This window comes from Kocuria rosea, from assembly GCF_006094695.1.
Lineage (GTDB): Bacteria > Actinomycetota > Actinomycetes > Actinomycetales > Micrococcaceae > Kocuria > Kocuria rosea.
Genome location: NZ_CP035103.1, coordinates 1,072,321 through 1,084,279, shown reverse-complemented (window position 1 = coordinate 1,084,279; position 11,959 = coordinate 1,072,321). Strand labels below are relative to the sequence as shown.

At 74.8% G+C, this 11,959-nt stretch carries 10 protein-coding genes and 1 pseudogene; 5 read left to right on the top strand and 6 right to left on the bottom strand.

Features of this window, described 5'->3' with window-relative positions; all coding sequences use genetic code 11:
• Positions 1-9: 9 nt before the first annotated feature.
• On the top strand, positions 10-924 hold the full coding sequence (locus EQG70_RS05005) for a metallophosphoesterase (RefSeq protein WP_017832524.1): 915 nt from the start codon (positions 10-12) through the stop codon (positions 922-924).
• Between the two features lie 78 nt (positions 925-1,002).
• Here EQG70_RS05005 and EQG70_RS05000 read toward each other — a convergent pair whose 3' ends face one another.
• On the bottom strand, positions 1,003-1,581 hold the full coding sequence (locus EQG70_RS05000; protein ID WP_017832525.1) for an RBBP9/YdeN family alpha/beta hydrolase: 579 nt from the start codon (positions 1,579-1,581) through the stop codon (positions 1,003-1,005).
• Complete coding sequence (locus tag EQG70_RS18090; protein ID WP_017832526.1) at positions 1,578-1,736, bottom strand: hypothetical protein; 159 nt, start codon at positions 1,734-1,736, stop codon at positions 1,578-1,580. The genes EQG70_RS05000 and EQG70_RS18090 overlap by 4 nt, the downstream gene beginning before the upstream one ends.
• A gap of 258 nt (positions 1,737-1,994) precedes the next feature.
• On the opposite strand from EQG70_RS18090, the gene EQG70_RS04995 reads away from it, so the two are divergent.
• The 4 genes from EQG70_RS04995 to EQG70_RS04980 all read left to right on the top strand — a co-directional run bounded on the left by EQG70_RS04995 (position 1,995) and on the right by EQG70_RS04980 (position 6,887).
• On the top strand, positions 1,995-4,844 hold the full coding sequence (locus EQG70_RS04995; protein ID WP_109268173.1) for an FAD-binding and (Fe-S)-binding domain-containing protein: 2,850 nt from the start codon (positions 1,995-1,997) through the stop codon (positions 4,842-4,844).
• A gap of 68 nt (positions 4,845-4,912) precedes the next feature.
• A complete protein-coding gene (locus tag EQG70_RS04990; protein WP_109243638.1) occupies positions 4,913-5,407 on the top strand; it encodes a MarR family winged helix-turn-helix transcriptional regulator in 495 nt (164 codons plus the stop codon).
• A gap of 5 nt (positions 5,408-5,412) precedes the next feature.
• Positions 5,413-5,835, top strand: a complete 423-nt coding sequence (locus EQG70_RS04985) for an organic hydroperoxide resistance protein (RefSeq protein WP_017832530.1) — start codon at positions 5,413-5,415, stop codon at positions 5,833-5,835.
• Between the two features lie 44 nt (positions 5,836-5,879).
• Positions 5,880-6,887, top strand: coding sequence for an NADP-dependent oxidoreductase (locus EQG70_RS04980; RefSeq protein ID WP_109243639.1), 1,008 nt, complete (start codon positions 5,880-5,882; stop codon positions 6,885-6,887).
• A gap of 9 nt (positions 6,888-6,896) precedes the next feature.
• On the opposite strand, the gene EQG70_RS04975 is transcribed toward EQG70_RS04980, so the two are convergent.
• The 4 genes and pseudogenes from EQG70_RS04975 to EQG70_RS04960 form a co-directional block, all read right to left on the bottom strand.
• The gene (locus tag EQG70_RS04975; protein WP_109268174.1) at positions 6,897-7,595 is read right to left on the bottom strand and encodes a haloacid dehalogenase type II; all 699 of its coding nucleotides are present in this window, start codon (positions 7,593-7,595) and stop codon (positions 6,897-6,899) included.
• A 61-nt stretch (positions 7,596-7,656) separates the two neighbouring features.
• Positions 7,657-8,367: an HAD family hydrolase gene (locus EQG70_RS04970; protein ID WP_109268175.1), complete on the bottom strand. Its 711-nt coding sequence runs from the start codon at positions 8,365-8,367 to the stop codon at positions 7,657-7,659.
• 168 nt (positions 8,368-8,535) lie between these two features.
• Positions 8,536-10,140, bottom strand: coding sequence for a M20/M25/M40 family metallo-hydrolase (locus tag EQG70_RS04965; protein WP_109268176.1), 1,605 nt, complete (start codon positions 10,138-10,140; stop codon positions 8,536-8,538).
• Positions 10,141-10,303: 163 nt separating this feature from the next.
• A pseudogene (locus EQG70_RS04960) lies at positions 10,304-11,491 on the bottom strand (M28 family peptidase).
• Positions 11,492-11,959: the final 468 nt, after the last annotated feature.

The following is an 11,959-nucleotide window of genomic DNA, read 5'->3' as shown; positions in this document are numbered from 1 at the left end:
GTGGATCGCGTGCACACCCCCCGGGGCGCCGTCGCGCCCGCCCTGCGGACCGCCGCCGCCGTGACGGCGGCCGGTGCCGGGGCGGCGGCGGGCCTCGGCGCGTGGGGCGTCGTCGTCGAGCGCCGCCGGTTCCAGCTGCGCACGGAACGGCTCCGGCTGCTGCCGGAGGGCAGCGCGCCGCTGCGGATCCTGCACCTGTCGGACCTGCACGTCTGGCCGGGCCAGCGCGCCGTGCGGGAGTTCGTGCACTCGCTCGCGGCGCTGGAGCCGGACCTCGTGGTGGACACCGGGGACAACCTCTCCCACCCCGGGGCGCTGCCGTGGCTGCTGGAGATCCTGGAGCCGCTGTTCCGCTTCCCCGGGGCCTACGTCCCGGGGTCCAACTGCTACTTCGCGCCGCGGCCCAAGAACCCGTTCCGCTACCTGTGGCGGGACACCTCCGGGGAGGGCCGGGACGAGGCGCCCCGGCTGCCCACCCAGGACATGCACGACGCGTTCGACGCCGCGGGCTGGACGCCGCTGATCAACCGCTCCGCCCGGATGGAGGTCGCGGGCCTCACCCTGGACCTGTCCGGGGTGGACGACCCGCACCTGGGCTACGACCGGCACCCCGGCTTCGGTGACCCCGCGACGGCGGACCTGCGCCTCGGGGTGGCCCACGCCCCCTACCTGCGGACCCTGGACCGGTTCGCGGCGGACGGCGCGCAGCTGGTGCTGGCCGGGCACACGCACGGCGGGCAGGTCTGCCTGCCCGGTGGGCGGGCGCTGGTCAGCAACTGCGACCTCGAGCCGGAGCGCTGCAAGGGGCTCATCACCCAGGGCGGGGTGCCGGTCAACGTGTCGGCGGGCCTGGGGACGTCCCGCTTCGCCCCGATCCGGCTGTTCTGCCCGCCCGAGGCCGTGCTGCTGACGCTCACGGACTGAGCGGGCCTCCCCCGGCCGCCTGCACGCCGGCCGCCCGCACGCCGGCCGCCCGCACGCCGGCCGTCCGCGCGGGCGCCTTCAGCCGCCGCGCGGCACCAGGGCCTCGAGCACCGCGGGAAGGCGGGTGACGCCGTCGGAGCCGCAGAAGTGCCCCGCCCGCGGCACCACCCGCACGGGGGCGTCGAGCCGCGCGGCGAGCGCCTCGGTGGCGGCCGCCGGCACGGTCGGGTCGTTGTCCGAGCGCAGCACCAGACGACGCCGGGCGCCGGCGCGCACGGCGGAGACGTCCACGTCCTCGGCGAGGAACTCCTCGAGGAGCGGCACGGCCTCGAGCCGTCCCGTGAAGCCGGCCACGAGCACCAGCCCGCCGAGCGTCCACGGCTGGGGCAGACCGGCGAGGTGGCGCAGGATGGTGATGCAGCCCAGGCTGTGGCCCACCAGGTGGGTGTGCGGGTCCGGCTCGCCGACCGCCCGTGCCACGGCGGCCAGCCACGCCCCGGATTCCGGGAAGGACGGCTCCGGCAGCTCCACGACCTCGGTCCGCACGCCCTCGGCGGCGAGCCGGTCGCGCAGCCACGGGAACCAGTGCTGGTCGGGGGCGGCGTCGTAGCCGTGCACCACCACCACCCGGCGGACCTCCGGCTCCGGGCCGCTCACCCGGAGATCTCGGGGACCGCCACGATGATCCGGTGGTTGGTCCTGTCGCACAGGTACATCTCGACCGTGCCCTCCGGCACCGGGCCGCCCTCGGGCCACTGGTCCTCGGGGATCTGGCGCAGGGGCCCGCCGCAGGACGGGCAGATGGGGTCCATGGTGATCTCCTCCAGGGGTCGGCTCCCGGGCCGGCGGGCCCGTGGCCCGAGCTTCCCCCAAAACGACGCCGCCCACAATCCCCCCGCACCGCCCGGGGCCGGCGGACCGGACGGACGCGGGCGCATGGGCGCGCGCACGGGCCCGGTCTGCCGGGTCCCGGCGGCCCCCGCCGGACGGACCGCTGCGGCGCCTGTGGTCACACCATAGGATGTGGCGTGGACCACCCCGGTTGCCCCGCCTCCCCGTCAGGAGATCCCATGACCGCCCCCAGCACGCATCCCGCCCCCGCCTCCGAGGCCCTGCTGGAGGAGCTGCGGGCCGGGTGCGGCCGCGACGCGGTGGTGACCTCGGAGCTCGAGCACCGCGCGCTGGCCCACGACGCCTCCCACTACCTGCTGCAGCCCGCGGCGGTGGTGCGCCCGCGCTCGGCCGCGGACATGGGCCACCTCTTCCGCGCGGTCGCCCGCCACGGCCTGGGCCTGACCTTCCGCTCCGGCGGGACGTCCCTGTCCGGGCAGTCCGTGACGGACCAGGTGCTGGTCGACGTCCGGCGGAACTTCCGGGGGGTCGAGGTGCTGGACGGCGGCCGGCGGGTCCGTGTGCAGCCCGGGGCCACGGTGCGGCAGGTCAATGCCCGGCTGGCCCCGTACGGCCGCAAGCTGGGGCCGGACCCGGCGAGCGAGGCCGCGTGCACGATCGGCGGTGTGGTGGCCAACAACTCCTCGGGCATGGCCTGCGGGACCGAGGCCAACACCTATCGGACGCTGGAGTCCCTGGTGTTCGTCCTGCCCTCCGGGACCCGGGTGGACACCGCGGACCCGGACGCCGACCGGCGGCTGCGGGAGCTCGAGCCGGCCCTGCACGAGGGTCTGCTGCGGCTGCGGGACCGGGTGCGCGGCGACCCGGCGTCGGTGCGCACGATCGAGCGGCAGTTCTCGATGAAGAACACCATGGGCTACGGCCTCAACTCCTTCCTGGACCACGACGAGCCGGTGCGGATCCTCGAGCACCTGATGGTCGGCAGCGAGGGCACCCTGGGCTTCGTGGCCCAGGCGGTCTTCCGGACGGTGGAGATCCTGCCGTTCGCCTCCACGGGACTGCTGGTGTTCCCGGACCTGGCCACGGCCACCCGCACGGTCCCCGCCCTGGTGGCGGCCCGCTCGGCCACGGTCGAGCTGCTGGACGCCACGTCCCTGAAGGTCTCCCAGCGCACGGGACTGGCCCCGGCGCAGATCCTGGACATCGACGTCCGCGACCACGCGGCGCTGCTCGTCGAGTACCAGGGCCGCACGCCCGAGGAGGAGCAGGAGCTCTCGGCGGGCGCCGCCGGGCTGTTCCGCACCCTGGACCTCGCAGTACCGCCCGCCCTGACGGACGACCCCGCGTCCCGGGCGGCGCTGTGGACCGTGCGCAAGGGCCTCTACACCACCGTGGCGGGTGCCCGGCCGAGCGGGTCCAACGCGCTGCTCGAGGACGTCGTCGTCCCTGTCGCGGAGCTCGGCGAGACCTGCGAGCAGCTCACGGGGCTCTTCGACGCCCACGGCTACCGGGACTCGGTGATCTTCGGGCACGCCAAGGACGGCAACGTGCACTTCATGCTCAACGAGCAGTTCGACCGCCCGGACCTGCTGGCCCGCTACGAGCGCTTCACCGAGGACATGGTCGCCCTGGTCCTCGACCACCACGGCTCGCTCAAGGCCGAGCACGGCACGGGCCGCAACATGGCGCCGTTCGTGCGCCGGCAGTACGGGGACGAGCTCTACGAGGTCATGGTGGCGCTCAAGCGGCTCGTCGACCCGGGCGCGCTGCTGAACCCGGGCGTGCTGCTCAACGAGGACCCCACGGTGTACGTGCGGGACCTCAAGACCGCGCCCACGGTGGAGCAGGAGGTGGACCGGTGCGTGGAGTGCGGCTACTGCGAGCCGGTCTGCCCGTCCAAGGACCTCACCCTCACGCCGCGGCAGCGCATCGTGGGCCGCCGGGAGATCGCGGCGGCCGAAGAGCGGGGGGACACGGAGCTCGCCGGCCGGCTGCGCGCCGAGTACGACTACGAGGGCCTGCAGACGTGCGCCGTGGACGGGATGTGCGTGACGGCCTGCCCCGTGCTCATCAATACGGGGGACCTCGTGCGCCGGCTGCGCGCCGAGGACCACAGCCGGGTCGCGGACGCCGGCTGGGGCGCCGCCGCGCGGGCGTGGGGGGCGACGACGACGGGCGCCGGGCTCGGCCTGACCGCCGCGAAGGCCCTGCCCGCCGCGCTGCCGGCCGCCGCGACCGCCGCGGCCCGGGCCGTCCTCGGCGCAGAGCACGTGCCGCAGTACAAGGCGGAGCTGCCCGCGGGCGGCCCGCCCCGGCCGCACCGGCGGGACCCGGCCGCGGAGGCCGTGTTCTTCCCGGCGTGCATCAACTCGATGTTCGGCACGGCCGCCCGCCCCGGGGGCGGCACGGGCCTGACCGCCTCGGAGGCGTTCCTGGCGCTGTGCGACCGCGCCGGGGTGCACGTCACCGTCCCCGAGGGCATCGGGAACCTGTGCTGCGGGACGCCGTGGAAGTCGAAGGGCCTGCCCACCGGGTACGCCACGATGTCGGAGCGGACGCTGGCCGGGCTGTGGGAGGCGACCCGCCAGGGCGAGCTGCCGGTCGTCTGCGACGCCGCGTCCTGCACCGAGGGCCTGGAGACCATGTCCGAGCTGGCGGCGGCGTCCAGCGAGTACCACGCGCTGCGGTTCGTGGACGCGGTGGAGTTCGTGGCGGACCGGGTGCTGGGGCGGCTGACCGTCAGCCGCCCGATCCGGTCCATGTCGCTGCACCCCACGTGCTCGAGCGTGCACCTGGGCATCACCGGCGCCTTCGAGACGCTGGCCCGGGCGATCAGCGAGGACGTGGTCGTGCCGAAGGACTGGGGCTGCTGCGCCTACGCCGGGGACCGCGGCATGCTGCACCCCGAGTTCACGGCCTCGGCCACCGCGGCCGAGGCCCGCGAGGTCACCGGCCGCCGCTTCGACGCCTACGCGTCCCTCAACCGCACGTGCGAGCAGGGCATGACGGAGGCCACCGGCCACCCGTACCGGCACGTGCTCGAGCACCTGGAGGAGGCGACCCGCTGATCCGCGCCCCAGTTTCGATTGTGCACAACTGAGTTGTGCTCAATCGATACCTGTGCCACCATGGGGTCATGGACGCAGATCTCCGGCTCGACGCGCAGCTGTGCTTCGCGCTCTACGCCGCCTCACGGGCCACGACCGCGGCCTACCGCGAGCCGCTGGCGGAGCTCGGCCTGACGTATCCGCAGTACCTCGCGCTGCTCGCGCTGTGGGAGGAGGACGGCCAGACCGTCTCGGCGCTGGGCTCCCGCCTCCGCCTGGACAGCGGCACCCTCTCCCCGCTGCTCAAGCGGATGGAGACCGGCGGGCTCCTCGAGCGCCGCCGGGGGCACGACGACGAGCGGCGGGTCACCGTCCACCTCACGCCGTCCGGCCACCGGCTGCGCGAGCGCGCCCCGGCCGTGCAGCGGCGCGTCCTGGAGGCCTCGGGGCTGACCGCCGCCGAGATGGAGACGCTGCGGGCCCTGGCCCGGCGGATCGGCGCCCCCGCCGATCCGCACGCCGCGGACCGCCCCGGTGCGGACAGCACCGGAACCCGAACCACCACCACCGACACCCAGGAGTGACCAGCATGGACACCGTCTACACCGCCGAGGCCCTCGCCACCGGCGCCGGCCGCGACGGCCGCACCCGCACCACCGACGGCCGGATCGACCTGGGCCTGGCCGTCCCGCAGGAGATGGGCGGCTCCGGCGACGGCGCCAACCCCGAGCAGCTCTTCGCCGCGGGCTACGCCGCCTGCTTCCACTCCGCGCTGCAGATGGTGGCCCGGCAGGAGAAGGTGAAGCTCGGCGACTCCAGCGTCGGGGCCCGCGTGGGCATCGGCGGCAACGGCCAGGGCGGCTTCGGCCTCGAGGTCGACCTCGAGGTCGTGCTCCCCGACCTCGACCCGGCCACCGCGCAGGCCCTGGCGGACAAGGCCCACCAGGTGTGCCCGTACTCGAACGCCACCCGCGGCAACGTCGACGTCCGCGTGACCGTCGCCGACGACTGATCCCCGCTCCCCCCGCCCCCTTCCCTCGACCCCCAGGAGAACCGATGACTTCCCCCACCAGCACCCGCCAGGTCGTGCTCGCCTCCCGTCCCGACGGCACCCCCACCCCCGAGAACTTCCGGCTCGAGGAGGCCGCGCTGCCCGCGCCCGGTCCCGGCCAGGTCGTGGTCGCCAACCGTTGGATGTCCGTGGACCCGTACATGCGCGGCCGGATGAACGACGTGAAGTCCTACGTCCCGCCGTTCCAGGTGGACCACCCGCTCGACGGCGGCGCCGTGGGCGAGGTCATCGCCTCGTCCGCGCCCGAGCTGCCCGTGGGCGCCACGGTGCTGCACGGGGCCGGCTGGCGGGAGCACGCGCTCGTCGAGGCCGCCTCGGCCACCGTGGTGGACCCCGACCTCGCCCCGGAGTCGGCCTATCTGGGGGTGCTCGGCATGCCGGGGCTCACCGCGTACGCCGGCCTCATGGCGGCCGCACGGTTCCGGCCCGGGGACACGGTCTTCGTCTCCGGCGCCGCCGGGGCCGTGGGCTCGCTCGTCGGCCAGATCGCGAAGCTCAGCGGCGCCGCCCGCGTGATCGGCAGCGCCGGCTCCCCCGAGAAGGTCGCCCGCCTGCTGGAGCTCGGCTTCGACGCCGCCTTCGACTACCACGACGGCCCGGTCCTCCCCCAGCTGCGGCGCGCGGCGCCCGAGGGCATCGACGTCTACTTCGACAACGTGGGCGGCGAGCACCTGGAGGCCGCGATCTCCGCGCTGAACGTCCACGGCCGCGTGTGCCTGTGCGGGGCGATCTCGCAGTACAACGCGACCGAGCCCCCGGCGGCGCCGCGGAACCTGGCGCTGGCGATCGGCAAGCAGCTGAGCCTGCAGGGCTTCCTGGTGAGCGGTCACCAGGACCTGGGCCCGGAGTTCCGCGAGAAGATGGCCGGCTGGCTCGCGGCCGGCGAGATCCGGTGGGACGAGACCGTGCGCGAGGGGCTGGACGACGCCCCGCAGGCGTTCATCGACCTGCTCGCCGGGGCCAACACCGGCAAGATGGTCGTCAAGCTGTGAGCTGAGCCGTCAGGCCGTCAGCCCGGCGCCGCCGGCCGCCAGCCGCGCGGCGAGCTCCCGCACCCCGGACACCCTGAGGTCCGGGGTGCGCGCGTACGCCGGCCAGGGCGAGCCGTGCCGGTCGATCCAGGCCGTGCGCAGCCCCGCCCGGGCGGCGCCGTGCAGGTCCCAGGGGTGCACCGCGACCATGAGCATCTGCTCCGGCGGCACGCCCCAGGCCCCGCTCGCCCAGGTGTAGGCCTCGGACGCCGGCTTCCAGCAGGGGGCCTCCTCGACGGAGCAGACGCGCTCGAAGTGCTGCCGCACGCCCCCGCGCTCGAGCAGGCCCTCGGCGGTGGCCGCGGAGCCGTTGGTGAGGGCCGTGAGCCGGAACCCGGCGTCGGCCAGGGAGCGCACCCCGTCCGGGACGTCCGCGTGCAGGGGCAGCCGCTGCACGGCGTCCAGGACCCGGGCCACGGCGTCCTCCACGTCCTCGGCCGGCGGGTGCAGGGTGAAGAGCGCGCGCGCCGTCTCCTGCCCCAGCACGGAGAACGGCTGGGCCTCTCCGTGGACGGCCAGCGCGAAGCCCTCCCGCAGGACGGAGGCGAACCACGTGGCCGCCAGCTCCCCCGGCACCCCGACCTCCTCGAAGGCGTGGCGCAGGGGGCGCATGTCGGAGAGGGTCTCGTTCACGTCGAACACGAGGACGGGTCTGTCGTCGGTGGTCATTCCGGGGCCTTTCGTTCGCGGTGGTGCGCGGCGCGGTCCGCGCGGGAGCCGGCGGGGGCGTTCAGCCCGCCGGGACGAGCCGGCCCAGGGGGCTGTTCTCGAAGTCGTCCAGGAGGGCCTGCGGGTCCGCATAGACGGCCACGGCCCCGGCCTCGCGCAGCTCCGTCTCGCTGATCCCGCCGCTCGTCAGGCACACGGCGTCGAGGCCGAGCTTCCACGCGGACTCGACGTCCCAGCGGGCGTCCCCCACCACGATCGCGTCCTCGGGGCGCAGGTTCCCGGCCTCCAGCGCCGCGGCGAAGATGTCCGGGGCGGGCTTGCTGTGCTCGGCGTCCGTGGCGGTCGTGACCGCCGTGAGCAGGTCGTCCGAGCCGAGGGCCTCCCGCATGGCGGCCACCTCGGTGACGTTCGACGACGACGCCAGCACCACCACGAGCCCCGCGTCGGTGCAGCGGCGCAGCAGCTCCGCGGCGCCGCGGGTGGGCTTGAGCCCCGGCCAGTGCACGGAGAACAGGGCCCCGTGGGCCGCGCCGATGGCGTCGTCCCCGTCCCGGTCCCGGTCCGCGGGCAGCAGCTCGTCGATCAGCTGCTCCGAGCCCATGCCGATGAGCCGGTGGATGCGGTGCATGGGGACGTCGTGCCCGGCCTGGTTGAAGGCGTGCCACCAGGCGACGGTGTGCAGGTAGCTCGAGTCGATGAGGGTGCCGTCGACGTCGAACAGGACGCCGCGCCGGCTCGGCGCCGAGCGGTCGGGGGTCCGGGGAGGAGTCATGGCCTCACCCTCCCACCCGGTGGCCGGGTGAGCAATGGGGCGCGGAGTGGCGGTGGCGGCGCGGGTGCTCCGGAGGAACTTGTCCTGCCGTCGTGGAACGCTACCGCTCCCCCGACAACGACTGTGCGGAGGAAGGTCGGGGGCCGCCCGGTCCCGACCTCCCGCCGCTCACTGCACCGGCACGTCGTCGGCGGCGCTGTGCGGGCCGCTCCCCTGGTCCGCGGTGGCCGGACCGAGCGGGAGCCCGCGTCCGTCCTGCTGCGCGCTTTCGTCCGCCCCCGTGCCGTCGACGTCCCGGGTGGAGGCCGCGAAGCGCTGGATCACGGCTGCCGCCGCGTCGGTCATCTCGCCCAGTCCCCGGGCGTCGACGTTGGCGAGGTCGTCGCACGCGCCGTGGTAGCAGAAGTCGTAGGCGACTCCGGTCCGGCCGCCGAACAGCGCGGCCTGCTCCGCGGTCTTGATCCCCTCGGCGCCGGTGAACAGGCCGCCGGAGGGGACGCCCTCGGCGATGAAGGGCCCGTAGTCGCTGCGGCCGCTGAACTCGGTCTCGCCGGAGGCCAGGCCCACGGAGCCGAAGTGCTCGTGGAAGGCCGCCTCGATCGCGGCCGAGCCCGCCGGGGCGGTCACGGGCCCATCGGGGCCCTGCACGGGCGGGAACGCGGAGTGGTCGCCGTCGTAGACGAAGCGCCCGTAATTCGGGGAGCCGATCATGTCGAAGTTCAGGTACACCGCGATGTCCTCCAGCGCGGCGGGGTCGTTGGCCTTCAGGTCCGCGACGTAGTGCCGGGAGCCGCGCAGGCCGAACTCCTCCGCGCCCCACCAGGCGAAGCGCACCGTGTTGGCGGTCTCCGTGCCCGCGAGCGCCTCGGCGATCGCCAGGATCCCCGCGGAGCCCGAGCCGTTGTCGTTGATGCCCGCGCCCTCGGGGACGCTGTCCAGGTGGGCGCCGACCATCACCGTGCTCTCGGGATCGCCCGAGCCCGTCTCGGCGAGGACGTTGAACGTCTCACGGTTCTCGGAGACGGTCTGCGCCGTCACGGTCACCTCGCCCCCGCCCAGCAGGGCGGTCCCGGCCGCATGGCTGAGACCGACCACCGGGAGGGTCGTGGCACCGGGCTCCCCGAGCGTGCCGGCGACCACGCCTTCCTCTCCGGGGAGACCGGTGTTGAAGATCAGCACCGCGGAGGCCCCGGCGGCCTGGGCGTTGGCGGCCTTCACGCCGAAGGTGCACGTGCCCCGCTGGAGCAGGGCGACGCTGCCCGCCGTGAAGCCGGCGAAGTCCTCTGCCTCGCAGCCGCTGGTGCTCGCCGCCGGGGCGCCGGTGGTGTCCACGGCCTGCACCGGGGCGGTCACCGTGCCGGACCCGGAGTAGACCATGACGGCCGCCTCCGCCGCGGTCAGGGTCCGCGGGACACCGCCCGGGCCGGGCACGGCCACGGTGGTCGGGACGATCTCCTGGAAGAACGGGAAGGAGAAGCTCTGGACCCGCGGGGTGTAGCCGGCGGCGCGCAGCCGGCCGACCACGTAGTCCGCGCTGCCCCGGTAGCCCGGGGTGCCCGAGGCCCGGTTGCCGCCGTTGGCGTGGGCGACGGCCTGGAACACCTCGAGGTGGTCCAGCACCTGCTGCACGGGCACGGCCGCGGCGGTCGGGGCGAGCGCTCCGGCGTCGCCGGCCTCCCCCGGAGCCGCCGTGACGGCGCTCGGCACGGTGAGCGCGAGGGTGCCGGCCAGGGCCGCGGCCACGGTCCATCGGCGGGGTGTGGGGTGCGGCATGGGTCCTCCCGGGGCCTGAGGCCGATCGGGGGCTCGACCGTGTCCGTCATGGGCCCCATCGGGCGGGTGGAGTCCTGCGCACAGGATCTCAGCTCCAGGTCAGGGGCACAATGACCGGACGGATTGTGGCGCCGGGAACCGCATCCGTCTCAGTGCGGCCGCCTCACTCGGTCTGCCTCTGCGCGGCGGCGTTGCTGGGGCCTCGGCCCTGGTCGACAGCGGCGGGGGGAACGGGCGCCACGATGCCGAGCAGCCGCCGGCCCTCCGTCTCGAGGTCCTCGGTGGAGTTCGCGAAGCGCAGGACGACGGCGGAGGCCGCGCCGGTCATCTCCTCCAGCGTTCGGAGGTCGACGTTGCTGAGGTCGTCGCAGGACGCGTGGTAGCAGAAGTCGTAGCCGATGCCGGCCCGGCCGCCGAACAGGGCCGCCTGCTCCGCGGTCTTGATCCCCTCCGCCCCGGTGAACAGGCCGCCGGAGGCGATGCCCTCGGCGATGAACGGGCCGTAGTCGCTGCGGCCGCTGAACTCGGTCTCGCCCGAGGCCAGGCCCACGGAGCCGAAGTGCTCGTGGAAGGCCGCCTCGATCGCGGCGGAGCCGGCCGGGGCGGGCACCGAGCCGTCCTCCGGGCCGAAGGCCGAGGCGTCGCCGTCGTAGACGAAGCGTCCGTGGTTCGGGGAGCCGATCATGTCGAAGTTCAGGTACAGCGCGATGTTCCCGAGCGTCCCGGCGTCGTTGGTCTTGAGGTCCGTGACGTAGTGGCGGGACCCGAGCAGGCCGAACTCCTCGGCGCCCCACCAGGCGAAGCGCACCGGGTTGGCGGTCTACGTGCCGGCGAGCGCCTCGGCGATGGCCAGGATGCCCGCGGAGCCGGACGCGTTGTCGTTGATCCCGGGGCCCTCCGGGACGCTGTCCAGGTGGGCGCCGACCATGACCGTGCGCTGCCCGTCGCCGGAGCCCGTCTCGGCGAGGACGTTGAACGTCTCCCGGCTCTCGGAGACGGTCTGCGTGCTGACCGTCACCTCGCCCCCGCCCAGCAGGGCCACGCCGGCCGCGTAGCTCAGGCCGACCACGGGGACGGTCACCCCGCCGGGATCGCCCAGGGTGCCGGCGACCGCGCCCTCCGCGCCGTCCAGTCCCGTGTTGAAGATCAGCACCGCGGACGCTCCGGCGGCCACCGCATTGGCGGCCTTCACCCCGAAGGCGCACGTGCCCCGCTGGAGCAACGCGATGTTCCCCGGCACGAACTCGGCGAAGTCACCGGCCTCGCACCCGCTGGTGCTCGCGGCCTTCTCGCCGGTCGTCCCCACGGCCTGCACCGGCGCCGTCACGGTCCCGGAGCCGGAGTAGGTCATGACCGCCACGTCGGTCGCGGGAAGCTGTCGTCCCCCTGCGCTGACCGTGGCCGGGGCGGTCTCCTGGAAGAAGGGGAAGGTGAACTCCTGGACCCGCGGGGCGTAGCCGGCGGCCCGCAGCCGGCCGACCACGTAGTCCACGCTGCCCCGGTAGCCGGACGTGCCCGAGGCGCGGTTGGCGTTGTTCGCGTTGGCGATGGCCTGGAACACCTCGAGGTGCTCCAGCACCTTCCCGACGGGCACGCCCGCCGCGGTCACCGGGACCACCCCGTCGTGGTCGGGGTGGCGGCGGCCACGGTCCGGTGGTGGTGGGTGCGGTGACGCATGGGATCTCCCGGGGCAGGGGCCGATCGGGGGCTCGACCGTGGGGTCGGCTCCATCGTGCTGGTGGAGCCCTGTGCCCAGAATCTCAACTGCACGTCAGCGGCACAACGGTTGGGCGGATTGTGGCGCAGCGAACGGCCCCGC

Coding starts and splice junctions, on each gene's coding strand:
- EQG70_RS18090 (WP_017832526.1), bottom strand. CDS start 1,736: ATGGACCCCATCTGCCCGTCCTGCGGCGGGCCCCTGCGCCAGATCCCC.
- EQG70_RS04995 (WP_109268173.1), top strand. CDS start 1,995: ATGACCGCCCCCAGCACGCATCCCGCCCCCGCCTCCGAGGCCCTGCTG.
- EQG70_RS04990 (WP_109243638.1), top strand. CDS start 4,913: ATGGACGCAGATCTCCGGCTCGACGCGCAGCTGTGCTTCGCGCTCTAC.
- EQG70_RS04985 (WP_017832530.1), top strand. CDS start 5,413: ATGGACACCGTCTACACCGCCGAGGCCCTCGCCACCGGCGCCGGCCGC.
- EQG70_RS04980 (WP_109243639.1), top strand. CDS start 5,880: ATGACTTCCCCCACCAGCACCCGCCAGGTCGTGCTCGCCTCCCGTCCC.
- EQG70_RS04975 (WP_109268174.1), bottom strand. CDS start 7,595: ATGACCACCGACGACAGACCCGTCCTCGTGTTCGACGTGAACGAGACC.
- EQG70_RS04970 (WP_109268175.1), bottom strand. CDS start 8,367: ATGACTCCTCCCCGGACCCCCGACCGCTCGGCGCCGAGCCGGCGCGGC.
- EQG70_RS04965 (WP_109268176.1), bottom strand. CDS start 10,140: ATGCCGCACCCCACACCCCGCCGATGGACCGTGGCCGCGGCCCTGGCC.